This window comes from Streptomyces sp. NPDC045968, assembly GCF_056430475.1.
Window position 1 is genome coordinate 266,984 of the sequence record NZ_JBWKLF010000011.1, and the last position, 25,197, is coordinate 292,180.

Annotated in this window: 21 protein-coding genes; 5 read left to right on the forward strand and 16 right to left on the reverse strand. The window is 70.6% G+C overall.

All coding sequences use genetic code 11. From position 1 onward, the window contains the following. The first annotated feature begins 92 nt into the window (after nucleotides 1-92). On the forward strand, nucleotides 93-1,478 hold the full coding sequence (locus AC07FA_RS29510; RefSeq protein ID WP_479079340.1) for an L-serine ammonia-lyase: 1,386 nt from the start codon (nucleotides 93-95) through the stop codon (nucleotides 1,476-1,478). On the opposite strand, the gene AC07FA_RS29515 is transcribed toward AC07FA_RS29510, so the two are convergent. The 3 genes from AC07FA_RS29515 to AC07FA_RS29525 all read right to left on the reverse strand — a co-directional run bounded on the left by AC07FA_RS29515 (nucleotide 1,465) and on the right by AC07FA_RS29525 (nucleotide 3,879). Continuing rightward, nucleotides 1,465-2,142 (reverse strand): 4'-phosphopantetheinyl transferase family protein, encoded by a 678-nt coding sequence (locus AC07FA_RS29515; protein WP_479079341.1) that lies wholly within the window; start codon nucleotides 2,140-2,142, stop codon nucleotides 1,465-1,467. The two genes, AC07FA_RS29510 and AC07FA_RS29515, sit on opposite strands and share 14 nt — an antisense overlap. Next, entirely contained in the window at nucleotides 2,139-2,966 is an 828-nt protein-coding gene (locus AC07FA_RS29520; RefSeq protein WP_479079373.1) for a metallophosphoesterase family protein, read from the reverse strand. The genes AC07FA_RS29515 and AC07FA_RS29520 overlap by 4 nt, the downstream gene beginning before the upstream one ends. A gap of 64 nt (nucleotides 2,967-3,030) precedes the next feature. Beyond that, complete coding sequence (locus AC07FA_RS29525; protein ID WP_479079342.1) at nucleotides 3,031-3,879, reverse strand: shikimate dehydrogenase family protein; 849 nt, start codon at nucleotides 3,877-3,879, stop codon at nucleotides 3,031-3,033. Nucleotides 3,880-4,155: 276 nt separating this feature from the next. Here AC07FA_RS29525 and AC07FA_RS29530 point away from each other — a divergent pair, with 276 nt between their 5' ends. After that, nucleotides 4,156-4,794, forward strand: coding sequence for an FMN-dependent NADH-azoreductase (locus AC07FA_RS29530; protein WP_479079343.1), 639 nt, complete (start codon nucleotides 4,156-4,158; stop codon nucleotides 4,792-4,794). Between the two features lie 64 nt (nucleotides 4,795-4,858). Here AC07FA_RS29530 and AC07FA_RS29535 read toward each other — a convergent pair whose 3' ends face one another. The 9 genes from AC07FA_RS29535 to AC07FA_RS29575 form a co-directional block, all read right to left on the reverse strand. Further along, nucleotides 4,859-5,671, reverse strand: a complete 813-nt coding sequence (locus AC07FA_RS29535; protein ID WP_479079344.1) for a putative protein N(5)-glutamine methyltransferase — start codon at nucleotides 5,669-5,671, stop codon at nucleotides 4,859-4,861. Between the two features lie 133 nt (nucleotides 5,672-5,804). After that, complete coding sequence (locus AC07FA_RS29540) at nucleotides 5,805-7,763, reverse strand: acetyl/propionyl/methylcrotonyl-CoA carboxylase subunit alpha (protein ID WP_479079374.1); 1,959 nt, start codon at nucleotides 7,761-7,763, stop codon at nucleotides 5,805-5,807. A gap of 16 nt (nucleotides 7,764-7,779) precedes the next feature. Beyond that, nucleotides 7,780-9,399 carry a carboxyl transferase domain-containing protein gene (locus tag AC07FA_RS29545; protein ID WP_479079345.1) on the reverse strand — a complete coding sequence of 540 codons (1,620 nt, stop codon included), beginning with the start codon at nucleotides 9,397-9,399 and terminating at the stop codon, nucleotides 7,780-7,782. A 31-nt stretch (nucleotides 9,400-9,430) separates the two neighbouring features. Then, nucleotides 9,431-10,627, reverse strand: a complete 1,197-nt coding sequence (locus AC07FA_RS29550) for an acyl-CoA dehydrogenase family protein (protein ID WP_479079346.1) — start codon at nucleotides 10,625-10,627, stop codon at nucleotides 9,431-9,433. Between the two features lie 104 nt (nucleotides 10,628-10,731). After that, nucleotides 10,732-11,499: a 3-oxoacyl-ACP reductase FabG gene (gene fabG, locus AC07FA_RS29555; RefSeq protein ID WP_479079347.1), complete on the reverse strand. Its 768-nt coding sequence runs from the start codon at nucleotides 11,497-11,499 to the stop codon at nucleotides 10,732-10,734. An 85-nt stretch (nucleotides 11,500-11,584) separates the two neighbouring features. Next, nucleotides 11,585-11,818, reverse strand: a complete 234-nt coding sequence (locus tag AC07FA_RS29560; RefSeq protein ID WP_479079348.1) for an MbtH family protein — start codon at nucleotides 11,816-11,818, stop codon at nucleotides 11,585-11,587. A gap of 60 nt (nucleotides 11,819-11,878) precedes the next feature. Next, the gene (locus AC07FA_RS29565) at nucleotides 11,879-13,126 is read right to left on the reverse strand and encodes a cytochrome P450 (protein ID WP_479079349.1); all 1,248 of its coding nucleotides are present in this window, start codon (nucleotides 13,124-13,126) and stop codon (nucleotides 11,879-11,881) included. 151 nt (nucleotides 13,127-13,277) lie between these two features. Beyond that, nucleotides 13,278-15,218, reverse strand: a complete 1,941-nt coding sequence (locus tag AC07FA_RS29570) for a non-ribosomal peptide synthetase (protein WP_479079350.1) — start codon at nucleotides 15,216-15,218, stop codon at nucleotides 13,278-13,280. A gap of 1 nt (nucleotide 15,219) precedes the next feature. Further along, nucleotides 15,220-16,794: a class I adenylate-forming enzyme family protein gene (locus tag AC07FA_RS29575; RefSeq protein WP_479079351.1), complete on the reverse strand. Its 1,575-nt coding sequence runs from the start codon at nucleotides 16,792-16,794 to the stop codon at nucleotides 15,220-15,222. Nucleotides 16,795-17,012: 218 nt separating this feature from the next. On the opposite strand from AC07FA_RS29575, the gene AC07FA_RS29580 reads away from it, so the two are divergent. Both AC07FA_RS29580 and AC07FA_RS29585 read left to right on the forward strand, forming a co-directional pair. Beyond that, a complete protein-coding gene (locus tag AC07FA_RS29580) occupies nucleotides 17,013-18,011 on the forward strand; it encodes an acetamidase/formamidase family protein (protein WP_479079352.1) in 999 nt (332 codons plus the stop codon). A 61-nt stretch (nucleotides 18,012-18,072) separates the two neighbouring features. Further along, entirely contained in the window at nucleotides 18,073-19,263 is a 1,191-nt protein-coding gene (locus AC07FA_RS29585) for a cytochrome P450 (protein ID WP_479079353.1), read from the forward strand. 148 nt (nucleotides 19,264-19,411) lie between these two features. Here AC07FA_RS29585 and AC07FA_RS29590 read toward each other — a convergent pair whose 3' ends face one another. Both AC07FA_RS29590 and AC07FA_RS29595 read right to left on the reverse strand, forming a co-directional pair. Further along, the gene (locus AC07FA_RS29590; RefSeq protein ID WP_479079354.1) at nucleotides 19,412-20,101 is read right to left on the reverse strand and encodes an SDR family NAD(P)-dependent oxidoreductase; all 690 of its coding nucleotides are present in this window, start codon (nucleotides 20,099-20,101) and stop codon (nucleotides 19,412-19,414) included. Between the two features lie 56 nt (nucleotides 20,102-20,157). Next, a complete protein-coding gene (locus AC07FA_RS29595) occupies nucleotides 20,158-21,474 on the reverse strand; it encodes a phthiocerol/phthiodiolone dimycocerosyl transferase family protein (RefSeq protein ID WP_479079355.1) in 1,317 nt (438 codons plus the stop codon). 376 nt (nucleotides 21,475-21,850) lie between these two features. Between AC07FA_RS29595 and AC07FA_RS29600 the strand changes: the two genes are divergently transcribed. Further along, on the forward strand, nucleotides 21,851-22,819 hold the full coding sequence (locus AC07FA_RS29600) for a zinc-binding dehydrogenase (RefSeq protein WP_479079356.1): 969 nt from the start codon (nucleotides 21,851-21,853) through the stop codon (nucleotides 22,817-22,819). Nucleotides 22,820-22,941: 122 nt separating this feature from the next. On the opposite strand, the gene AC07FA_RS29605 is transcribed toward AC07FA_RS29600, so the two are convergent. Beyond that, nucleotides 22,942-24,258, reverse strand: a complete 1,317-nt coding sequence (locus tag AC07FA_RS29605; protein WP_479079357.1) for a 3-deoxy-7-phosphoheptulonate synthase — start codon at nucleotides 24,256-24,258, stop codon at nucleotides 22,942-22,944. Then, the gene (locus tag AC07FA_RS29610; protein WP_479079358.1) at nucleotides 24,255-25,070 is read right to left on the reverse strand and encodes an arylamine N-acetyltransferase family protein; all 816 of its coding nucleotides are present in this window, start codon (nucleotides 25,068-25,070) and stop codon (nucleotides 24,255-24,257) included. Before AC07FA_RS29610 ends, AC07FA_RS29605 begins: the two co-directional genes overlap by 4 nt. Nucleotides 25,071-25,197: the final 127 nt, after the last annotated feature.

Consider the following 25,197-nt stretch of genomic DNA (forward strand, 5'->3'; position numbering starts at 1 on the left):
CCCTTGTCCCCCCGCTGCACTCGGGCCCACCGGCCCGTCCCGCACCACCGGCAGACAACGGCGTCTACCAACCCTTTTTTAGGAGTCCTCCCGTGGCCATCTCGGTCTTCGACCTCTTCTCGGTCGGCATCGGCCCGTCCAGCTCCCACACCGTCGGCCCGATGCGCGCCGCCCGTATGTTCGCCCGCCGTCTGAAGAACGAGGGCCTGCTGGCCCACACCGCTTCGATACGGGCCGAGCTGTACGGCTCGCTCGGCGCGACCGGCCACGGCCACGGCACGCCCAAGGCCGTCCTGCTCGGCCTGGAGGGCGAGTCGCCCCGTACGGTCGACGTGGAATCCGCCGACGCCCGCGTCGAGGAGATCCGCACCCGGGGCCGGATCAACCTGCTGGGCATGCACGAGATCCCCTTCGACGCCGACGAGCAGCTGGTCCTGCACCGCCGCAAGGCCCTGCCGTACCACGCCAACGGAATGACGGTGCTCGCGTTCGACGCCGAGGGCGCCACGCTCCTGGAGAAGACGTACTACTCGGTCGGCGGCGGCTTCGTCGTCGACGAGGACGCGGTGGCCGGGGAGAACCCGATCGTCCCGGACGACACCGTGCTCAAGCACCCCTTCCGCACCGGTGACGAGCTGCTCCGCCTCGCCAGGGAGACCGGTCTGTCCATCTCCTCGCTGATGCTGGAGAACGAGAAGGCCTGGCGCACCGAGGCCGAGATCCGCTCCGGCCTCCTGGACATCTGGCGCGTCATGCAGGCGTGCGTCGCACGCGGCATGGCCACCGAGGGCATCCTGCCGGGCGGTCTGAAGGTCCGGCGCCGCGCCGCGAACTCCGCCCGCCAGCTGCGGGCCGAGGGCGACCCGCAGGCCCACGCCATGGAGTGGATCACCCTCTACGCGATGGCGGTCAACGAGGAGAACGCGGCGGGCGGCCGTGTCGTCACCGCTCCCACCAACGGCGCCGCGGGCATCATCCCCGCCGTTCTGCACTACTACATGAACTTCGCGGCCGGCGGCTGCACCGAGGCCGAGAAGGAGGACAGCGTCGTACGCTTCCTGCTCTCCGCAGGGGCCATCGGCATGCTCTTCAAGGAGAACGCCTCGATCTCCGGCGCCGAGGTCGGCTGCCAGGGCGAGGTCGGCTCCGCCTGCTCCATGGCGGCGGGCGCCCTCGCCGAGGTGCTCGGCGGCTCGGCCGAGCAGGTGGAGAACGCCGCGGAGATCGGCATGGAACACAACCTGGGTCTGACCTGCGACCCGGTGGGCGGCCTCGTCCAGATCCCCTGCATCGAGCGCAACGGCATGGCGGCGGTCAAGGCCGTCACCGCGGCCAAGATGGCTCTGCGCGGCGACGGCACCCACAAGGTCTCCCTCGACAAGGTCATCAAGACCATGAAGGAGACCGGCGCCGACATGAGCGTGAAGTACAAGGAGACGGCGCGCGGCGGTCTCGCGGTGAACATCATCGAGTGTTAGCCAGGTGAGCGGCCGGGACGGCGATCGCGGCGAGTGCGAGGCCGTCGCGGACCAGCCACCGGCCGTCGAGGCGGTCCACCTGCCCGCCCCGGGGCAGGCGATGCGGGGTGAGGATGCGCGCGCCGAAGGTCCCCGTGCCGAGGTCGATACCGATGTCGGCGTCCTCGAAGCCGAGCCCTTGGCCGGTGAAGGGGTACCACGCCTTGAAGACCGCTTCCTTCATGCAGAACAACAGGCGGTCCCAGCAGACGCCCGGGTCCGCCGCCCCCAGGACGCGGAGACGGCGGCGCTCCGTCGGCAGGGCGATGGCGTCGAGGATCCCGTCGGGCAGGGGTGCGTGGGGTTCCGCGTCGATGCCGAGCATCGCGATGTGCGTGGTTCGGCCCAGCACCGCGGCCCGGTAGCCGGTGCAGTGGGTGAGGCTGCCCACGACCGTCTCCGGCCAGCGGGGTGCGCCGCCCTCGCCGGGCAGTACGGGGCCGGCGGGCAGGCCGAGATCGGCGAGCGCCCGGCGAGCGCACATCCGGACGGTGGCGAACTCGCGTTTCCTGGAGTCCACGGCATCACGGACGACCGCCGCCTCCTCGGGGAAGACCGGGGCGTCCGCCGAGTCGTCGAATGCCTCGTGGGTGGTGACGTCGGGCGGGAGGATGTGCTCGATCACGGGGTGCTCGTCGCTGTGAGGATCTGACGCGGCAGGTTCCGGGGGTGGCCGGTCCTCCGCCACTCCCTCGGGTAGCCGACCGACACCTCCTCGAAGCGCACGCCGTCGTGCCAGGTGGTCCGGGGAATGTGGAGATGGCCGTAGACGACCACGCTCGTGTTGAACCGCTTGTGCCAGTCGGCCGTGCGCTCCGTGCCGCACCACTGTGCGAACTCCTGGTGGCGCAGGATCCTCGTGGGTTCCCGCACCAGGGGGTAGTGGTTGACCAGCACCAGCGGGACATCGGGGTCGCAGGCGGCGAGGCGCTGCTCGGTGTGGGCCACCCGCGCGTGGCACCACTCCTCGCGGCTGCTGTACGGGTCGGGGTGCAGGAAGAACTCGTCGGTGCACACCACGCCCGCGTCGTACGCCTGCGCGAGCGACTCGTCCTTGGTCGCTGCCGTGGGAGTCCGGAAGGTGTAGTCGTACAGCAGGAAGAGCGGCGCGATCCGCACCGGGCCACCTGCCCCGTCCCACAGCGCGTAGGGGTCCTCGGGAGTGAGGACGCCCAGGTCGCGGCAGACGTCCACCAGGTACTGGTACCGCTCGACGCCTCGCAGTGCGACCGGGTCCTGCGTGGGAGTCCACAGCTCGTGATTGCCCGGAGCCCAGATCACCTGGGCGAACCTGTCCCGCAGCGTCCGCAGGGCCCAGGTGATCTGCTCGGTCAGCTCCCCCACGTCACCGGCCACGATCAGCCAGTCGGCGTCCGACGCCGGACGGAGCCGTTCGACGATCTCCCTGTTCTCCGCGTGGGCGACATGCAGGTCGCTGATGGCGAACAGCTGCGGCTGGTCCTGTCGCTCCGGCTGACTGACCCGGTGGGTCCCGCCCGTCACGGTCACGGCCTCATTCACCGTCACGGCCCGCCCCCGAGAGCAGCTCGTCGAACCGGAAAAAGGTCCGGTACAGGTCGAGTTGGTGATCGAGCATATGGGCTCCGTGAAGGATCGGATGGCCCAGCGCGGCAGCGGCCTTCAACAGGGCGGTCTCTCTCGGTTTCATGATCACGTCGGCGACCACGCAACGCGGGCGGAGCGCCTCCAGGGGGAACGGCAGCGGATCGTCCGCGCGCATGCCCAGCGGGGTCGCGTTGACCACGATGTCCGCGTCCCCGAGTGCGGGCTCGCGCATACCCCTCGTGCGGCCGGGCCAGTGCCGCTCCAGTCGGGCGACGAGCGTCCGGAGCCTGTCCGCGTCCGGGTCGCAGAGGGACACCCGTGCCGCGCCCGCGGACAGCAGGGCCGCGGCAATCGCACTGCCGGCCCCACCGGCGCCCATCAGGGCGACCCGGCTCCCCTCGGCGACGTGCCCGGCCGCGATCAGCCCACTGACGAACCCGGTTCCGTCGAAGTTCTCGCCGGTCCAGCGGCCGTCCGGTTCCCGGCGCAGCGCGTTCACGGCACCTGATGCCGCGGCCGCCGGACTCACCTCGTCCGCGAGGCACGCGGCCGCCGCCTTGTGCGGAATGGTGATGAGCATGCCGTCGAGATTCTCCATCTTCCGAAGCCCGTGGAAAACATCGGCAAAGGAATCCGGTCGAACGTGTACGGGGACGAGTACCGCGTCCATGCCCAGACGCGCGAAGAGCGGGTTGAGGAGGGACGGTGCCCGCACTTGGGCGACGGGGTCACCGAGAACGGCGTAAAGCCGCGTGCTCCCCGAAATCGGTGGAGCCGAAAGAGAGTTGCTTTCCATGATTCCCTGCTTTGTCTGAGCATGTGGTGGCGCTCCGTCTCATCGCGAACGCGGAGAACGAGCGGGGCCAAAGGGCCCTGGATGCGCCGGTGCTGACCGTCGGGAGTCTCCGCGGGTCACACTGTCAACGTGGGGGATGCCGCACCGTCCCGGAGGGGTGGCGGTGGTCCATAACATGGGGTGATCATTGGGTCGTTCCCATCCCCCCCTGACTCAAGCCCTCCCTCTCCCCCCACGCGGGCACCGGGCGGCACAGTCCACGAATGAAAAGCGAAGATGACTTACCTGCTTCATATCGACTCCTCGGCCGTGCCCGCTCAATCGGTTTCCCGGGAGGTCGCCGCCACCTTCCTCGCCACCTGGCAGAAGGAGCACCCCGACAGCGCGGTCGTACACCGCGACCTCGCCGCGGACCCCCTGCCGCACCTGACCGCCGACTCGGTCACCGGGCGCTTCACCAGCCCCGACGACCGCACCGCGGGCCAGGCGGCCGCCATAGCCCTCCAGGACACGCTCATCGAGGAGTTCCTCGGGGCCGGCGCCTATTTGTTCACCGTGCCGATGTACAACATGTCGGTCCCCTCCGTCTTCAAGGCGTGGATCGATCAGGTCTTCGTCAACGGGCGGACCCTGTTCCCCGTCCCCGACCAGGTCCCCACCCGCGGCCGTCGCGCCGTGGCCGTCGCGAGCCGCGGCGGCGGCTACGGCCCCGGCACCCCGCGCGAGGGCATGGACCACGTGGTCCCCTACCTCAAGACGATCCTGGCCGGCTCCCTCGGGCTGGACCTCGAGATCATCACGCCCGAACTGACCATGGCCCACCGCAACCCGGCCATGGCCATGCTGCGCCCCCAGGCCGACGCGTCCCGCGCCCGCGCCCACGAGGACGCCGAGCAGTTCGCCCGGCTGGTCTGAGGCACATCGGTCGACAGCGGACTCGACCGCTGTCGACCGTGCCGGCCCGGTCCGGAAGGGCCCTCTAGCGGGCTGCGACGCTCTCGGCGTCGGAGCGGGTCGCGATGATCACGGTGGCGTCCAGCTCGTCGTCGGTGGCCACCCGCGCGACCAGCCCGGCGCCGGTGACCGCCGCGACAGCCTGATCGGCCTGGCGCTCGCTCGTCTCGAACAGCAGGATGCCGCCCGGTGCCAGCCACTGGGACGCCTCGGCGACCACGCGCCGCAGAACCTCAAGACCGTCCACGCCACCGTCGAGAGCCACCCGCGCCTCGTACTCGCGAGCCTCGGTCGGCAGCAGCTCTATCTCCACCGTGGGCACATACGGCACGTTGGACAGCAGGACGTCCACGCGGCCCTTCAGGCGGGCGGGCAGCGGCTCGAAGAGGTCACCTTCGTAGACCTCGCCCCCGGCCGCCGTGACATTGCGCCGGGCGCAGCGTACGGCAGCGGAGTTGACGTCCGCTGCGTGCAGCTCGACCTCGTCCAGGGCGGCGGCCAGCGCCACGCCCAGCGCGCCCGAGCCGCAGCACAGGTCGACGACGACCGCGCGCGCGGGGGCGATCGCGGCGGCCTGCTGAACGAGTGCCTCGGTACGCCGCCGGGGCACGAAGACCTCGGCGTCCACCTCGATGCGCAGACCGCAGAACTCCGCGTAGCCGACGACGTGTTCGAGGGGCAGACCGACGACGCGGCGCTCGACCATCTCTTCGAGCTCGGCGGAGTCACCGGCCGCAGACATGATCATCTGGGCCTCGTCCTCGGCGAAGACACAACCTGCGGCCCGGAGCCGGGCGACGATGGCGGATTCGGACTGGTCCAGCGAAGGGGCCGACATGAAAGCCTTTCAACAGCATGGGTGATGTGCGTTTTCTCGGTCGCCTGTCCCGGTGAACCGCGACGGTCACGAAAGACAGCAACACTATGCGACGGGGACCGGAGATGATCAGCCGGTCTCCTTCCGCTTCCGGTCAACACGGGCTGCCCTCACCCTCGTTCCGCGACGGGGTGACGACGGCGAGGATCTGGCCCAGGGCGACGGTGGAGCCCACGGTCGCGTCGAGTGCGGTGACGGTGCCGGTGTGAGGGGCGGACAGGGAATGCTCCATCTTCATGGCCTCGACGACGAGCAGGCTCTGCCCGGCGTCGACCTGGTCCCCCACGGCAACCTTGACGACGGTGACGGTGCCCGGCATGGGCGCGGCGAGGGTGTCGGCTCCGACGTGGCCGGCGCCGCTCAGCGCGGCGGCGACGGGGTCGTGGTCCTGAACGTGCCAGGCGTCACCGTCCCTGCCGAGCCACTCCCCCGCGTACGCGAAGGTGTGCACCACTCCGTCCACCGTCACCGATACGCGGCCGCCCTCGACCCTGTGTCCTCCCCTGTCCCGCAGCTGGTGGGCGACGGGGTCGAGTCCCGCCACGCGGAGCCAGTGGGTGAGGGGGGCGGGCGTGCCGCCGAGGCGCCAGCCACCGGGGACGGAGAAGGGGTCCGTCCAGCCGTCCGTGGCCTGCGGTTCGAGAGCCGCTTCCCGTACGGCCGCCGCCGCTTCGTACACCTCGTGCGGGATGCCGCCCGGGATCAGGGCATCCGCCTCGCGCTCGACCAGGCCGGTGTCCAGCTCCCCTGCCAGCACCGCGGGGTGGGCCAGCAGGCGACGCAGGAAGCCCGCGTTGGTGGGGACGCCCAGGGTGAGCGTGCGGGCCAGGGCCGCGCGGAGCCTGCGGATGGCGGTGGCCCGGTCGGGGCCGTACGCGATGACCTTGGAGAGCATCGGGTCGTAGAGGCTGCCGACCTCCGTGCCCTCGCTCAGCCCCGAGTCGGTGCGCACCCCCTGCCCCTGGGGCTCGTGGAGCGCCAGGACCGTGCCTCCGGAGGGAAGGAAGCCCCGGGAGGGGTCCTCCGCGCAGATCCGGGCCTCGATGGCGTGCCCGGTCAGGGTGATGTCCCCCTGGCTGTACGGGAGTTCCTCGCCCGCCGCGATCCGGAGCTGCCACTCCACCAGGTCCAGGCCGGTGATCAGCTCCGTCACCGGGTGCTCGACCTGGAGGCGGGTGTTCATCTCCATGAAGAAGTACGCGGCAGGGTCGTCGCCCGGGACGATGAACTCGACCGTGCCCGCGCCCCGGTAGCCGCAGGAGCGGGCCGCCCGTACCGCCGCCTCGCCCATCGCCGCACGCGTCGTCTCGTCCAGGAACACCGAGGGGGCTTCCTCGATGATCTTCTGGTGGCGGCGCTGGAGCGAGCACTCGCGCTCACCGAGATGCACCACGTTCCCGTGGGCGTCCGCCAGAATCTGGATCTCGATGTGCCGGGGGCGCTCGATCCACCGCTCGACCAGAAGCGTGTCGTCGCCGAAGGAGGAGCGGGCCTCGCGCCGGGCGGAGGCGATCTCCTCCAGGAGGGCCGGCTCCAGGCGGGCCAGGCGCATTCCCTTGCCGCCACCGCCCGCCGAGGGCTTGAACAGGACCGGCATGCCGATCTGCCGTGCCGCGGCGGCCAGTTCCCCGTCCGACAGGCCGCTGCCGGACGAGCCGGGGACCACCGGGACCCCTGCCGTGCGCACCGTCTCCTTGGCCCGGATCTTGTCGCCCATCAGCGCGATCGCGGAGGCGGACGGGCCGATGAAGACCAGCCCCGCGTCCGTACACGCGCGGGCGAAGGCGGCGTTCTCGGCGAGGAAGCCGTATCCGGGGTGGATGGCCTCCGCGCCCGAGGCGGCCGCCGCTTCGATGAGGCGCTCGATCGAGAGATAGCTCTCCGACGCGGGGGCGGGGCCGATACGGACCGCCGTGTCCGCTTCCCTCACGTGCCGTGCGTCCGCGTCCGCGTCGCTGAAGACGGCGACCGAGCGGATACCCATCGCGCGCAGGGTGCGGATCACCCGGACCGCGATCTCGCCCCGGTTGGCGACGAGAACGGTGCTGAACATGGTCATGGGGAGGTCCTCACATCCGGAAGACGCCGAAGGCGGACTCGGACAACGGGGCGTTGGCGCAGGCCGTGAGCGCCAGGCCCACCACCTGCCGGGTTTCCATCGGGTCGATCACGCCGTCGTCCCACAGGCGCGCCGTCGCGTAGTAGGCGTTGCCCTGCTGCTCGTACTGCTCGCGGACCGGGTCCTTGAAGGCTTCCTCCTCCGCGGCGGGCCAGGACTCGCCGCGCCCTTCGAGCTGGTCCCGCTTGACGGTCGCGAGTACCGATGCCGCCTGCTCGCCGCCCATCACCGAGATCTTCGCGTTGGGCCACATCCACAGGAACCGGGGGGAGTACGCCCGGCCGCACATCGAGTAGTTGCCGGCGCCGTAGGACCCGCCGATGACCACCGTCAGCTTGGGGACGCGGGTGCAGGCCACCGCCGCCACCATCTTCGCCCCGTGCTTGGCGATGCCGCCCGCCTCGTAGTCACGGCCGACCATGAAGCCGGAGATGTTCTGGAGGAAGAGCAGCGGGATGCCCCGCTGGTCGCACAGCTCGACGAAGTGCGCGCCCTTCTGGGCGGATTCGGAGAACAGGATGCCGTTGTTCCCGATGATGCCGACCGGGTGACCCTGGATGTGCGCGAAGCCCGTGACCAGCGTCTGGCCGAACTCCGCCTTGAACTCCGCGAACCGGGAGCCGTCCACCAGCCGGGCAATGACCTCCCGCACGTCGTAGGGGGTGCGGGAGTCGACCGGCACCGCACCGTACAGCCCCGCCGGGTCCACCGCCGGCTCCTCGGCCGCCTTGACCGACCACGGGAGCTGCCCGCGCGCGGGCAGCGTCGCGGCGATGTTGCGCACGATCCGCAGCGCGTGGGCGTCGTCCTCCGCGAGATGGTCGGTGACCCCGGAGGTCCGGGAGTGGACCTCGCCGCCGCCCAGCTCCTCGGCCGTCACGACCTCGCCGGTCGCCGCCTTCACCAGCGGCGGGCCGCCCAGGAAGATCGTGCCCTGGTTGCGGACGATCACCGCCTCGTCGCTCATCGCCGGGACATACGCCCCGCCCGCCGTGCACGAGCCGAGGACCGCCGCGATCTGCGGGATGCCCGCGCCCGACATCCGGGCCTGGTTGTAGAAGATCCGTCCGAAGTGCTCCCGGTCGGGGAAGACCTCGTCCTGGAGCGGCAGGAAGGCGCCGCCCGAATCCACCAGGTAGACGCAGGGCAGCCGGTTCTCCAGCGCCACCTCCTGGGCCCGCAGATGCTTCTTCACGGTCATCGGGTAGTACGTGCCGCCCTTGACGGTCGCGTCATTGGCCACGATCACGCACTCGCGCCCGCTCACCCGGCCGATCCCCGCGATCACCCCGGCGGCCGGGGCGGCCCCTCCGTACATCCCCTCCGCCGCCAGCGGCGCCAGCTCCAGGAAGGGCGACCCCGCGTCGAGCAGGGTGTCCACGCGCTCGCGCGGCAGCAGCTTGCCGCGCGCCACATGCCGGGCCCGGGCCCTCTCCCCACCACCGAGCCGGGCCACCGCGAGGCGTCCCCGCAGATCGTCCACGAGTGCGCGGTGCGCCGCCTCGTTGGTCCGCCAGGCCTCCGAGGCGGGATCAGCCGCGCTCGTCAGCACCGGCGCCTGCCGCGTCATCGCGAGTCCCCCGGGCCGGGCCGCGACCGCGTCATGACATCATCCCGAGTTCCCGCGCGATGAGCATCCGCTGGACCTCCGAAGTGCCCTCGCCGATTTCCAGGATCTTGGAGTCGCGCCACATCCGGGCCACCGGGTACTCGTTCATGAAGCCGTATCCGCCATGGATCTGGGTGGCCTCCCTGGCATTGTCGACGGCGGCCTCGGAGGAGTGGAGCTTGGCGATCGCGGCCTCCTTCTTGAACGGTTCACCGTGCAGCAGCCGGGAAGCCGCGTCCCGCCAGGCAAGACGCGACATGTGGGTACGCGTCTCCATGTCCGCGATCTTGAACTGGATGACCTGGTTGGCCCCGACCGGGCGGCCGAACGCATGGCGGGCCTTCGCGTACGCGAGTGACTGGTCGACGCAGCCCTGGGCCAGGCCGGTGCCCAGTGCGGCGATGGCGATGCGGCCCTCATCCAGAATCCGGAGGAACTGGGCGTAGCCGCGGCCCCGGGTCCCCACCAGGTTGGCGGCGGGAACCCGGCAGTCGCTGAAGGAGAGTTCGTGGGTGTCGGAGGCGTTCCAGCCGACCTTCGAGTAGCCCTTCGCCACGTCGAATCCGGGGGTACCCGCGGGCACGATGATCGAGGAAATGCCTCGCGAGGGCGGCAGTGGGCCATCGGTGCCGTTCGCACCGTCCGCCGGCCCGGGTTCGGTGAGGGCGGTGACGGTGACGAGGCCGGTGATGTCCGTGCCGGAGTTGGTGATGAAGCACTTGGTCCCGTTGATCACCCACTCGTCGGTCGCCGCGTCGTAGCGGGCGGTGGTGCGGGTGGCACCCGCGTCCGAGCCGCCCTCGGGCTCGGTCAGGCCGAACGCGCCGAGCATCTCGCCCGAGGTCAGCCGGGGCAGCCACTCCCGCTTCTGCTCCTCCGTGCCGAACCGGTAGATGGGCATGGCACCGAGCGACACCGCCGCCTCCAGGGTGATGGCCACCGAGGAGTCGACCCGTGCCAGCTCCTCAAGGGCCAGGCAGAGGGCGAAGTAGTCGCCGCCCATGCCGCCGTACTCCTCGGGGAAGGGCAGGCCGAACAGCCCCATGCGGCCCATCTCCCGGACGATCTCGTACGGGAACTGGCGCTGCTCGTAGTACTCGCCGATCTTCGGGGCGACCACGTCCTGAGCGAATTCGGCGACCGTGCGTCGCAAGTCCTCGTACTCGGCGGGGAGACGGTGATCGAGCATGGGAAACCTCCTGGGGTGCGGCCGTACGGCCGGGGCGGGTGCGGGCGGCGGTGCCGGCGCACAGGACGGGGAGCGTGCGCCGGCACCCTGGATGGGGAGCGGAGTTACTGGGGCCCGCCGTCCACATGGATCGTCTGGCCCGTGACGTACGCGGCGTCGTCGCTCGCGAGGAACGCCACCACGCCGGCGATGTCGGCCGGCGAGCCGACGCGGCGCAGTGGTGACCTGGACGCCGCCGCCCGCCGGAACTCCTCCGGGTCGGCGCCCGTGCGGCGCGCGGTCTGATCCGTCATGGCCGTGGCCACGAAGCCGGGCGCGATGGCGTTCACATTGATCCCGTGCGGGCCCAGCTCGATCGCCAGCGTACGGGTGAGACCCTGCACACCCGCCTTGGCAGCCGCGTAGTTGGCCTGGCCACGGTTCCCGCCCGCGGCGACGGAACTGAGATTGACGATCTTTCCCGACCCTTGCCGCACCATGTGCCGCTGTGCCGCGCGCGAGCACAGGAAGGTGCCCTTCAGGTGCACGTCGACGACCGTGTCCCAGTCGTCGTCGCTCATCATGAAGATCATGTTGTCGCGGAGGACACCCGCGTTGTTGACGAGGATGTCCAGTCGTCCGTACTCCGCGACCGTACGGTCGATCGCGGCGTCGACCTGGCCGGACACCGTGACGTCGCAGCCGACGGCCATGGCACGGCCGCCCGCCTTCCGGATCGCGGCCACGGTGTCCGCCGCGTCGCCCTCGACCCGGTCGAGGGCGACCACGGCGGCGCCGTCGGCCGCGAGCCGCTCCGCCGTCGCGGCACCGATGCCCCGACCTGCTCCTGTGACGATCGCTACGGCGTCGGTGCGGGGGCTGCCGGGGGCCATGCGCGGTCCTTTCTCACGCAGCGTCTCGCCTGCGTACCGGTCGGTGTGCGAATGCGTAGGGATTTACGCGGATGCGTACGCGGTGCTACTGGGCGGCGGCAGGGGCCGCGTTGCCCGCCATCGACCCGATCAGGCTCTTGGGGCGCAGATCGAGCCACGAGGCCTCGATGTGGGCCAGGCATTCCGCCCGGCCGTCCGGCCCCATCACGGCCTTCCAGCCGGCCGGTACATCGGCGAACGCGGGCCAGAGGGAGTACTGCTCCTCGTCGTTGACCAGGACGAGGTAACCGCCGTCGAGGTCTTCGAAGGGGTTGGACATGGGTGTGCACCTTTCTGGGGCGGCATTCCAGCGGCATTCCACTGGGCCGCGGCGGGCGTGTCAGCCCTTGGGCATGCCGCTGAGGTCGGGCTTGAGGGATACCGGAAGCGAACTCATGCCGTGCAGGATCGTCGAGTAGATCCAGCTCTCGGGGGCGGTCTGCTCGATGTCGGTAACCATCCGGCGCAGCCCGTCAAGCACCGCCTCGATCTCCATGCGGGCGAGGTAGTGCCCCAGGCAGAAGTGCGCGCCGTGGGCGAAGGTGAGGTGCTTGTTGGGCGTGCGGTTCAGGTCGAACCGGTCCGGGTCCGCGAAGACGTCGCCGTCGCGGTTGGCCGAGGAGATCCACACGCTGACGACGTCGCCGGCCCTGATCCGCTGTCCGTTCACGACGACATCACCGGTCGCGGCGCGGCCGCCGTGGATGGACGGCACGGTCCAGCGCAGTACCTCCTCGACGGCGGTGTCGAGTTTCGCCTCGCCGCTGCGGAGGGCCTTCCACTGGTCGGGATTGCGCATCAGCGCGAGCAGACCGCCGGTGATGGCGTGGCGGCCGGTCTCGTCGCCACCGATCATCAGGCCGTAGCAGTTCGCCATGAGCTCGGCGTCGCTGAGGCGTTCGCCGTCGATCTGGCTGTTGGCCAGCAGGCTGACCACGTCGTTGTGGTCGCTGTGGCGGCGGGTGCTCGCCAGGTCCGCGAAGTACAGCAGGATCTCGCTCTTGGCGGTCCAGCTGTCCTCGGGCGGGGCGTCGGCGTGGTCGGAGCTCCAGGCACGGGAGGTGAGGCCGAGGAGGTACTTGCGGTCCGAGCGCGGCACTCCGAGCAGGTCGCAGATGGCTCCGAGCGGGACGCTGCCCGAGACGTCCTCGGCGAAGTCGCACTCGCCCTTGTTGATGGCGTCGACGAGGAGCCCGTCGACCGTCTCGCGCAGGGCCTGGCCGATGTCGTGCAGCATCCGCGGCGAGAACGCCTTCATCAGGATGTTGCGGATCTGGGAGTGGCGGACTCCGTCCGTCACCGCCAGCATCGTCCCGGCCGCCGAGTCACCGCCGGTCAGGAGGGTGCCCAGGGCGTTGCCCCGCTCGGTGGTGAAGTGTTCCTTGTCCCGGTACACGGACATCGCGTCCTCGTACCGGCTGACCACCCAGAAGCCGGGCTGTGAGCCGCGTGCCTCCTGCCAGTACATGGGGCGCTCGGCGCGCAGGTGGCGCCATACCTCGGTCAGGTCCCGCTCGGCGTGCAGCCGGGGGTCGGCGAGGTCGAGGCCCTCGAGTTCGGCCGGGTCGACCATGGGCTTGATGTTCATCGGTGTCTCCAGTCCGCGGTTCGCGTCGACGATCGCGCGGCCCGGTGGCGCGTGGTACGCGTCCGGGCGGCGTCGGGTGAACTGGTGGTGGCACGGGCCCGGTTGGAGGGAGCGTGCTCACCACGGTCACGAGGGGCGCAGGGCAGCGCCCTCATCGCGCCTCCGGTGCGCTGCCGCCGGGGGTGCCTGCGCCGGACTCCGGGCGGTCGGTGCTGCTCGCCACCGCGGCGAGGGCCTCGACGGTCGGGTTGCTGATCATCTCGCGGGGCGAGATCGAGTAGCCCGCGGCCCGCGCCTTGAGGATGACGGTGATGGCGAGCATGCTGTCGCCGCCGAGGGCGAAGAAGTTGCTGTCGGCACTGACCTCGGACACGCCCAGCAGCTCGCCGAAGATGCCGGCGAACGCTTCCTCCGCCGGAGTGCGGGGCGCCCTTCCGTCCGCGTCGGCCGTCGTCTGCGGCGCCGGCAGCGCCTGGCGGTCGAGCTTCCCGTTGGGCGTCGTGGGGAAGGCCTCGACGGTGACGCAGGCGGCGGGCACCATGTGCTCCGGCAGGCTCCGGGCCGCGTAGTCGCGCAGTTCGGCGGAGGCCGGGGCGGGCTTCCCGTAGGTCGCCCCCTGGATGACGTACGCGACGAGCTGCTGGACTCCCGGCTGGTCCTCACGGACGATGGCCACGGCCTGGTCGACCGCGGGGTGTCCTGCCAAAACGCTCGCCACCTCGCCGAGCTCGATGCGGAATCCGCGGAGCTTGACCTGGTCGTCCACACGCCCGTGGAAGTCGAGACTGCCGTCCGGTCGCAGGGACACCAGGTCGCCGGTCCGGTACATGCGGGTTCCGTCAGCCGCGAACGGGTCGGCGACGAATCGCTCGGCGGTGAGGCCCGGGCGCCCCAGGTATCCGCGTGCCACACCGGAACCGCTGACATAGAGCTCGCCGCGTTCCCCCGCGGGCAGCGGGCGCAGCCGCGCGTCCAGGACGTGGACCGTGGCGCCGGGGATCGCGGTGCCGAGCGAGGGAGTACCGGGGCCGGTCAGCGGCTCGGTCATGGTGGCGCACACGGTGACTTCGGTCGGCCCGTACGCATTGATCATGCGGCGGTCCTGGGCCCAGCGCGACACGAGTTCGGCGGAGCACGCCTCGCCCGCCACCAGCAGGCTGCGTACACCGGTGAGTTCCTCGGCGGGCACGCTGGCCGCGGCCACCGGAGGCAGCACGGCGTGGCTGACGCGGTGTCCGGTGAGCACCTCGGCCAGGGTCTCGCCCGCCAGGGTGGCGGCCGGCGGGACGATCAGGGCGGCACCGGCCTCAAGGGCCGCGAGCAGCTCGAATACGTACGCGTCGAAGCTCGGCGAGGCGAACTGGAGCAGACGGCTGTCCGCGTCGATGGCCATCCGCTCGACCGTCGCGGCGGCCAGCCCGGCCAGGCCGGCGTGTGTGACGGCGACGCCCTTCGGCTTGCCGGTGGTGCCCGAGGTGTAGATGACGTAGGCCAGGCCGGCCGCCATCAGGGGAGCGCTCAGGTCGAAGAGCGTCGGGTTCGCGTCGAGGGCGGCCGTGATGCGGGCGCTGGTCTCCTGCTCGTCGATGACGAGCCGTTCCACCTCGGTGGACGCCGGTATCCGGTCGGCCGACGCACGGCTGGTGCACACCAGTGCGGGAGCCGCGTCGGCGAGGACGAAGGCGATGCGGTCGGCCGGGTAGGCCGGGTCGACCGGCAGGAACGCCGCGCCGGTCTTGGCGACCGCGAGGGTGGCGACCACCATGTCGATGGAGCGCGGCAGTGCCAGGGCGACGAGTCGCTCGGGGCCCGCGCCATGGGCGAGGAGGACCCGGGCGAGCTGGTTGGCCCGCCGGTTGAACTCGTCGTAGGTCAGGGTCTCGTCGCCGGAGACGAGCGCGGTCGCGTCGGGGCAGTCCTTGGCCCGCCGCTCCAGCAGCTCCGCGAGCGTGAACGGGGCCTGGCCGGGACCGCTGTCGGTCCAAGTGCCGTGCGTGGTGGTCGCCATGCCGTCCTTCTCCTCAAGCTCCTCGAGCGGTGCGGTCCCGGGCGACGGGGCCGCGCCCCCCGACGTCGTGTTCGACTTCGTCATGTCAGGCCACCGGCCATCCGGCGTCGGCGACCGCGAGCCGCTCCCGGGCCTCGGCACGCAGGCGGAGCCGGTCCGGCTTGCCGAGGGCGAGGACGGGCAGGCCGGTGCGCAGCTCGATGTCGGCCGGTACGTGGTTCGCGGTGAGCCGCTCGCTGACGTGCCGGCGCAGCGCGTCGGCGTCGGGACCGGTCACGCCGGCGGCCGGCACGACCACGGCGCAGATCCGTTCGAGGCGGTCCACGTCCTCGACGCCGAACACGGCTGCTTCGGCGACCGCGGGGTGATCCAGCAGGGCGCGCTCCACGGACGCGGGGTAGACCTTGATGCCGTTCGTCTTGATGACGTCGGCGATCCGGCCGTGCAGGTGGAGGTATCCGGCCTCGTCGAGGTGGCCGATGTCGCCGGTGTGGATCCAGCCGTCGCGGACGGTGTGCGCGGTGAGTTCGGGCTCGTTCCAGTAACCCTCCATCGACCAGCGGGAGATGACACAGACCTCGCCGGCCTCGCCCGCCGCCAGAATCCGGCCGTCCTCGGTGTCGCGGATCGTGACCTGTACGCCCTCGGGCGGCCGGCCGACCGTGGCCCGCAGTGCGGGGTCACGGTGGTCGTCCGGGAGCAGCAGGCTGATCAGCCCGCTCTCGCTGGTGCCGTACACCTGCATGATGACGGGGCCGAGGACCTCGACGGCCTTGCCCAGCCGGTCGGGGGAGGCGGCGCTGCCGGTGTAGAAGAGCTCCCGCACGGTCGACAGGTCGGCGCTGTCGACGTCCGGGTGCTCGGTCAGCGCGTACACCTGGGGCGCGGACAGGACGAGCCGGGTGATTCCGTACTGCCCGATCGCCCGCAGGACCTCGGTCGCGTCGAAGGAGGACTGCAGGACGACGAGGCCGCCCGTGATGATCGTGTCGTCCGCGGCGAATCCGCTGGAATGCGTCAGCGGCGCGGTGACCAGGCAGTTCGCGGGGACGCCACGGGCGGCCGAGGTGGCCACCATGTCGTTCTTCACCGCGAACGCCCAACTGACGCCCTTGGGGCGCCCGGTGGAGCCACTCGTGTACGTGACGACGGCGATGTCCCCGGTCCGTGCCGTCTCCGGATCGAACGCGTCGGCGGGGGCGGCGGTGAGGTCGACGATGTCGGGGCCGAAGGCGCCGAGTCCGGCGAGGAGCGGGCGCACGGGCAGTGCGTCGCACAGCTCGCGTGCCCGGCCGACGTTGTCCGCGTCGACGGCCACCATGGTCGCCCGTACGCCGGTGAGGATGTCGAGCTGGAGGTCCAGTGGCAGTTGGTCGAGCGGGTTGACCGCGTTGACCCCCCGGAGATGGACCACGGTGGCGCCCAGGAGGTTGGCCGCCCAGCGCAGCACCAGCGTCGCGGGAGTATTGGCGTTGGTCAGGACGGCGACCACGCTCTCGCTGTCGACACCCTGGAGGCGCATCGTCTGCGCGGCGGACGTGACCGAATCGGCGAGGTCGCCGGCGCCGGTGGGTACGTCCTCACATATGAGAGGTGCACGAGAGGGGTCGGCGCCCAGGGCGTCCAGGATCTGCCGGACATAATGACTATTGCCTTGCACCACGTTCTCCAATTCGGCTCGTGGAGCGAGGCCGTTGGCGCATCAGTCAATTGAGGCACGGCGTTCCGGCCTCGCATATCGGCCCGCTGAAATGGTCGTTCACCAGATCTCAAGATAGACGCGCAGCCGACGGCCCGACATCCCCAGGTCTGGTAGTCATCAGAACGCCCGCAGAATTCCTTGATATTCGGACGAGAGCTGGCCTAGCGTCGTGTGACATGCAGATACATACGGTCGGGTCGACACCCGGCACCGTGCGCTCAGGCGTACTTGATCCGGGTGCCCCGGCGGTCGCCACGATTGATTCCGGCGATGTGGTGAGTTACCCCGACACCTGGACGAACTGGAACAACGAGCTGTCGTTCGGGATGTCGTTCGAGGAACTGGTCGACGTGCGTCGGCGCAATCCCGGCTGCCCGTATCCGCTCCTGGGCCCGGTGGAGGTCGCGGGGGCGGAGCCCGGCGATGTGATCGAGTGCCGGCTCACCGAGCTGCGGACCCGCGACTGGGGCTGCAACGCGTCCCATCCGGGTTCCGGTGCGCTGCGCGACGACTTCTCCGAGCCGTACATGCACTACTTCCGCTTCGACGAGGACCGCCGTACGGCGACGTACGCCCAGGGGGTTACGCTGCCCCTCGCGCCGTTCCTCGGTGTCATGGGCGTCGAGCCGGCCGGGGACGAACCGGTCAGCGCCCTGCTCGCCGGAGCGTACGGCGGCAACCTGGTGCTGCGTGAACTCACCGTCGGCTCCTCCCTGTTCCTTCCGGTGGCCAAGCCCGGCGGGCGGGTGTGGATCGGTGACGTCCACGCGGTGCAGGGCGACGGCATGGTGGACCAGACGGGCATCAAGTCGGCCGCGGAGGATCTGCGGATCCGCTACGACCTGCACAAGACCGTGGCGCTGACCGCGCCGCTCGCGGAGACCCCCACGCACTGGATCGGCTTCGGTTTCGCGGGCAACCTCGACGACGCCCTGCTCGCCTGTCTGCGCGGACTGGTCGCCTGGCTGCCGGCCGCGGCGGGCATCACGGCCGCCGAGGCGTACGCGCTGTGCAGCATGGCAGTGAGCTTCCGGATCACCCAGTACGCGGACCAGAAGGGTTCGACCTACAGCTCGCTGCCCCCGAAGACGGTCCACGGCATGGTGGCGAAGGACATCTTCCCGCCGGAGGTACAGGAGCGGATCGGCGCCTGGCTGCGGCCGGGAGTCCGGTGAAGGACGCCCGCCGACTCTCGCACCGCACCGCGTAATGCCCGATATTGAGAAGGATGCCGTAATGAGCGAGCCGATTACCTATCAGCAGCACTGGGACCGGACGGACCATTTCGATCCGCCGTCGCTTCTGCTGGACCTGAGCCGGGAACGGCCGTTGGCGAAAATGACGTATCCCAGCGGCCATGTCGGCTGGCTGGTGACCGGCCACGAGCTGGCCCGGGAGGTCCTCAGCAATCCCGTCTTCAGCCACAATTATGGGATCGGGCACTTCCCGATCACCAAAAAGGGCAAGCAGATTCCGCCGCTCCCGGCGATGCCCGGCATGTTCATTCACATGGACCCGCCGGACCACACGAAGTACCGGAAACTGCTGACCGGGGAATTCACCACGCGTCGGATGAACCAGTGGGCGGAGCGCGTCGACGTCCTGGCCGCCGAGCAGCTGAAGGCGGTGCGCGAGCAGGGCACGTCAGCGGATCTGGTCTCGGCCTTCGTACGCCCCCTGGTCCTGCGGGTCATCTGCGAACTGATCGGCATTCCGTACGAGGAGTCCGAGAAGATCGCTCAGCTCCCGGACACCTCGAACGACGAGAGCATCGAGCTGGAGGCGGAGTTCGCCGCCGCCCGTGAGTCCTTCCTCTACGTCCGTGAGCTCGTCGGGCGGAAGCGGGAGGAACCCGGCGACGACATGCTGAGCCGGCTGATCGCCGCCGACCAGCTGACCGACCAGGAAATCACCAACATGATTCTCCTGGTGTTCGTCGCGGGCTACTCGACCACCGAGGCGGCCCTGACGTGCAGCACACTGGCGCTGCTGCACCACACGGACCAGCTCGCGGCGTTCCGCGCGGACCCGAAGTCCGCGAACGCGATCGAGGAACTGCTCCGCTACACGACCGTCAACCAGTACCAGATCTTCCGTACCGCCCTTGAGGACATCGAGCTGGGCGGTGAGACGGTCAAGAAGGACGACACCGTCACCGTCTCGCTGCCGGCCGCCAACCGCGACCCTGCCAAGTTCGGGTGCCCGCACGCGCTGGACCTCGACCGCGACACGTCGGGGCAGATGGCCTTCGGGTACGGCGTGCACATGTGTCTTGGGCAGAACCTGGCGCGCATCGTCATCGGCGCCGGACTCCGCACGCTGGTGGAGGAGTTCCCCGGTCTCGCGCTGGCCGTTCCGCTGGAGGAGGTCCCGCTGCGCGGCCGCTCCACGGTCGTCAGCCTCCTGGAGCTGCCCGTCACCTGGTGACGGTGACGGACTGGGTTCCGGTACGGGAAGGCCCCCGCCTTGTCTCGCGGCTCCCCGCTCGGCTGGCAGGGGGCCGTATGCGGCAGCGGGCCCGGACGGTGTCCGGGCCCGCTCTGGTGCGGCCTGCCTGTTCAGGACCGTCGTACGGTCAGGGCGTCATGGCGACGTGGACGACCTGGCCGGAGACGGCCGAGGAGTCGTCGCCGGCCAGGAACCGTACGGCGTCCACCACTTCGTCCGCGTACGCCGACCCGCCGGTGGGGGCGGGCGCACGGGTGAGTCCGGCCACGGGAGCCTCGGGCGCGATGATGTTCGCCGTGATGCCGAAGGGCCTCAGCTCCAGCGCGAGCGTCCTGATGAACCCGGCCAGCCCCGTCTCGACGACCGAGTTCCTCCGCGACCCGTCCGGGGCTGCGCCCGCGACATCCGCGAGCGCGAGGATCCGGCCCCGGCCGTTCTTGATCATCGAGTCGATGACCGCACGGCTGGTGAGGAACACCCCCCGGAGGGGGCCGCCGACGGCTTCGGTCCAGCCCTCGTCGGAGAGCTCGCTCAACGGACCGCCGTCCACCGCTCCGACACAGTGCAACAGAACGGCGGGATCGCCCAGTTCGGCGCAGACGCGGGCGAGCGCGGCGTCGACCGAGCCCGCGTCGGTGATCTCCGCGGCCACGAACACGCACCTCCGGCCCGTCTCCGTGATCCTGCGTACCGTGTCGGCGTACGCGGCCTCGTCCCTGCCGAGCACCGCGACGTCCAGGCCGTGCTCGGCCAGTCGCACGGACGCGGCGGCGCCGATGCCCTGTGCTGCGCCGGTCACCATGGCGACTCCAGCCATGCCTTGCCCCTCTCTCGAATCCATCGAATCTCCGGGATCCCCCGAACAGGTCGGCGTCAGCCCGCCGACACCGCCCCGGCCACGGGTTCCGCGACCGGGGCGCGCTCCACGAAGGACAGCAGGGTGGCGAGCACGTGGTCGTGCACCTCGTCCATCCGGGCAGGCGTGAAGCACTTGGCGCTGTACGGCATCTCGATGCTCAGCCGGCCGTAGACGGTCATAGGGGACGCGATCAGCGCGCCCGCCCCTGCCTCGGGGACCCACTTGGAGGAGATGGCGAACTTGCGCATATCGGTGATCTCCAGCCCACGCGGCGCGGGCGGACCCGCGACGCTGCCGACGTTGGGCATCACCAGGCTCGCGGTCAGCACGGAGGGGTTCGCCAGCAGCCGCGGCAACGCCTGGAGCTCCCGGGCCGGTTCGCCCTGCCCGATGGCGTCGCGCAGGTTCCCGGTGATCCGGCGCCCCAGCTCGATCAGGTCGCATCCGGCGGGTACGTCGACGACATCGAGGTACCAGGACGCGGCGGGAATCAGGACGTCGCGGTCGAGTGCCGGGGTCAGCCGCGCCCGCAGGTCGACCGGGGAGACGAAGCTCAGCCGGTGGTCGGCACCGTACTCGGGCCCGTAGCCGTCCCGGACGGCGGTCAGCAGAGCCGCTCCGACCAGGCCGTGCACGGAGACCGCGGTGGCCTTGGCGAACGCGACCAGCCTGCTGGTCTGCTCACGGGTGAGGCGGATCCGCCGGACGTCCATCAGCGGCCCCTCACCCGTGGGCTGCTCGGCCGGCTGCTCAGCGGTGAACGGAAGCACGGCCAGCGGATGCGCCGCGACGCGCTCGGTGCGGCCCTCGACGTACGCGGCGAGTTCCTCCTCGGCGCACGGTGCGAGCAGGTCGTCGACGGCCACCGGCCAGGACTCCCCCGCGCTCTCCGGGGCCTGGTACGTGCCTTCCTGGAGCTCGGCGTAGGTGCCCCAGATCTCGTTGCACAGGACGGTCGCACTGTGCCCGTCACAGATGACGTGGTCGATGCCGAGGACGAAGGTGGACTCGCCGTCGCCGCGGAAGAGGGTGGCGCGGACCAGGGGGCCGCCGGTCGGCAGCGGCCTGTTGAGTTGATCGGTCAGGTCGGTGGGACCGGCCGGATACACCTCGACCCTGGGCAGTTCGTCCTCGTCCAGCAGTTCGAGGAAGACGTCGTCGCCGTCCCTGGCCACTCGGCTGCGCAGCGACCGGTGCTGAGCGACCTTCGCGTCGAACGCCGCGGCCAGCAACTCCGCGTCGACCTCGCCGCGCACGGTGCAGACGGTCGTCGCGAGGGTTCTGATCTCACCGACGTACAGGATTTCCGACAGAGACAGCTTGCGTCGCATACAGATCTTTTCTCCAGACATGACTCGGCGGCGCCACGCTAAAGCCCTCGCGGGATCTCCACATCCCTCGGTCTGGTAGTTCCTGCGGATATTTCCTGTCGGGCGAACGGATCAGTGACGGCCGGTCCTGGCCAGGCCTACCAGGCTGAGGGATGGTGCGCCGCGACGGCTCTGCGCTAGCGTCACCGAATGGCATGACAGGACTTCACGGCCAGTGCGTCCAAGGAAATGCTGCATTCGACTTTCCATTGCTGACCGACCACTGCGTGAGGAGATTCATGCGCTGTCGCGACATTCCACTGCCCATTCAGGCGCCTCTCATCGAGGAAACGGGGAATCGCCTGCGTGGCGAGGGCCGACGCGAGAGGGCAAGCGTGTGAAAGCCGTCTACGCCGCACACCCGGACGAGCACGACCCGCTGTCCGCCCTGATGGTCGGCGAACGCCCCGACCCCGTGGTGCCCGAGGGATGGGTACGCCTGCGGGTCCGGGCCGTCTCCCTGAACCACAAGGACCTGTGGACCCTGCGGGGCGTGGGGCTGAACCACGACAAGTACCCCCGGATCCTGGGCTGCGAAGCGGCTGGTGAGGACCCGGACGGCCGGCGCGTGGCGCTCTACCCGGTACTGGACTCCCCGCCGGGCACGACCGACGAGACGCTGGTCCTGCCGGCCGCGCAGCTCGTCGGAGCACGGCCCGGCACCCTCGCCGAGTACATCGCGGCTCCGGCGACCAGCCTGCTGCCCATCCCTGACCACCTCACGTGGGAAGAGGCGGCCTGCTTGATGTGCACCTGGCTGCCGGCGTACCGCATGCTGTTCACCAAGGCCGAACTGCTGCCCGGCAACTCCGTGCTCGTGCAGGGCGCGGCCGGCGGACTGTCCACCGCGTTGATCACGCTGGGGGCGGCTGCCGGGCTCCGCGTCTATGCCACCAGCCGTACCGCCGACAAGCGGGACCTGGCCCGGCGGCTGGGCGCCCACGAGGTGTTCGAGTCCAACGCGGACCTGCCCGAGCAGGTGGATGCCGTCATCGACAGTGTCGGCAAGGCGACGTGGACGCACTCGCTGCGCAGCGTGCGCAACGGCGGCACGGTCGTCGTCGCCGGTGCGACCACCGGCGACGTCTCGCCCGCGCGGCTGCACCGGATCTACTTCCACCAGATCAAGATCGTCGGGTCGTTCAGCGGTACGCGTGACGAGTACGCGCGGATGCTGGCGCTGATGAACACGACGGGCATCAGGCCGCTGGTGGACGAGGTGATGCCGGCGCAGGACGCGCCGACGGCATTCAAGCGCCTGTCGGACGGAGACGTCCGCGGCAACCTCGTGCTCACCTGGCCGTGAGGCCGTCGGCTGTGGCTGTGTGACCGGGCCGCGAGGAGCGTTGAGCGACGAAGAGGCGGTGCCCGGGGTTGTCCACCCCGGGCACCGCCTCTTCGTATGTCCGCGCTCATCCGCCGTCCCGTTCAGCCGTGCAGCAGCTCCGCGGTGAAGAAGCCGAGTTCGACCGCCTGCGGCCCGGTGAGACGCGGTCCGCCGACGGTCTTCTCCGCGCCACCGGTCTCGATACGGATGCCACCGGGATGGGTGCCCAGGCGGTGGTGCGCCTCGAAGAAGCCGCCGACCTCGCCGAGCGCACCGTCGAAGTCGACGGTCGGACCGGCCGCGGCCGTCTCCCGGATGTTGCCGTACAGCGGGTCGCACTGCCAGACCACCTGCCGGCCGGTCGCGCCGACCCGCTCCACGAGGGGCGGCAGTGCCTCGCGGACCCGCTCCTCGCCCATCGCACTGATGAGGGTCAGCCGCCCCGGTGTCGAGTGCGGATCGAGCCTCTCCACCAGGTCGGCGACGTGTGCCGGAGGGCTGTCCGGTCCGATGCGCAGGCCGATCGGGCCGGCGGAGCCGCGGACGAAGGCGGCGTGCGCGGCGTCCAGGCGTTCGGCGTGCTCGTCGATCCAGAGGTAGTGGGCCAGGCCGCTGTACGTCGGCGACGCCTGGCCGGGCGCCGTAGCATCCGGGCGCGTGGCCACCGGCTCGTGCCCGAGGTCCCCGGCGGACATGCGGCGGGAGGTGTACAACTCGGCGGTCCGCACGGTGTTGTCCGTGAATCCGCCGACCTCCATGAAGCGCAGACCACGGCCGATCCGGTCGGCCAGGGCACGGTACCGCCCACCTGCCGGCCCACTGCGGACGAAGTCGGCGTTCCAGCCGTGGATACCTCTCAGGCCGGCCGTCTCGCTGCGGCACAGTCCACGGAACAGGTTCATGGCGGCGGCCGACATGTCGTGGTCCCGCAGGATCCGGTCATCGCGGGCAACGGCCTCGGCATGCGCACCGACGCGGCCGGGCCTTGCGTACGGCCCGCAGACCTGGGCCACCTTCACCACCGGCAGTCCGGTGGCGTACATGAGGACGACGGCCATCTGGTGCAGCACCCGCAGGTTCGCGTCCAGATTCGCCTGCATGTCGCAGGCGGCGGACTCGGCGCTGTCACCGCCCTGGAGCAGGAACGCCTCGCCGCGGGCCACCGCCGCCAGCCGGGCCGACAGCCGTTCCGTCTCGTCCTGCGCGACCAGGGGCGGCGCCGCGCGCAGTCGTTGCCGCACGGCGGCCGGCCCGAAGCGTGTCTCGTCCAGCGCCTCGGCGCGGGCGTGGTGCGTCTCGTCGGGGTCGTAGTGCGTCCCGTCGAGGTCGTGGTGCGTCCCGTCGAGCGGTCCGAGCGGTCCCCTGCGCCGCGCCCGAGGGGCGGAGACGACGCGCATCGGGGCGGGGTACGTCGTCATTCGCGGCACACTCGGCCGCTCGGCCCGGTGAGGACGCCCGACGCGAGCTGCTTGTACTCGTCGTTGTCGATGAGGGTGCGTACCTGCTCCCGGCCGTTCTGAACCGTCAGGTACCGCCGTCCCTTGAGGATGACCTGGCCGTCGTCCGAGGCCCGGCTACAGAGCATCAGCCCGCCTTCGCCCGGTTCCATCTGCGCCAGCTTCTCGTTGACCCGGCTCTCGAACTCCGACCAGGCGGCCGGCTGCCGGGCGGCCAGGGTCAGCCGGTAGACGACATGCCAGCGGCCGCCCTGCGCGCACCGCTGGAGCACGAGGACGCCGGCGTCCTCGACCAGCCGGTACTGGACCCCGTACTGGACCTGCACCGCCTCACCGACCAGCAGCGGTTCCAGGAAGGAAGGTCCGGCGTAGCCGACGTCCACCAGCCACTTCTCGTCGTGGAGCGTGACGAGGATGAGCATGTGCTCGACCTCCGTCCTGAAGACCTGCGCCCCCTCGACGGTGCTTCCGCCCAGCAACGCGACATCGAAGCCCAATTCCCGGAGCAGCCGGAAGAAAAGTCGGCTCAGCTGAATACAGCCGCCACCCCGCCCCTCGGCGACCACGGCATCGAATGTCGCGTCCTCGTCGATATCGACGAGGTCGACTCCGGTCCCGCTCCGAGAGGGCGGAAACGTCAATGAGCTGACGCTGTTGTAGGGAATCGCCATGAGGTGCTTCTTGTGCAACACCCGCAGCGTTTCGATATCAGGCTTCACTTCTCCGTCGTGGCCTATGCACCGGAGATACTCGTCGACGTCGAACACTTTCATCACCACATTTTCTCGTCAGATCCGAGGGGCCTCGGGGGGGGGGGGGGGGGGGGGGGGGGGGGGGGGGGGGGGGGGGGGGGGGGGGGGGGGGGGGGGGGGGGGGGGGGGGGGGGGGGGGGGGGGGGGG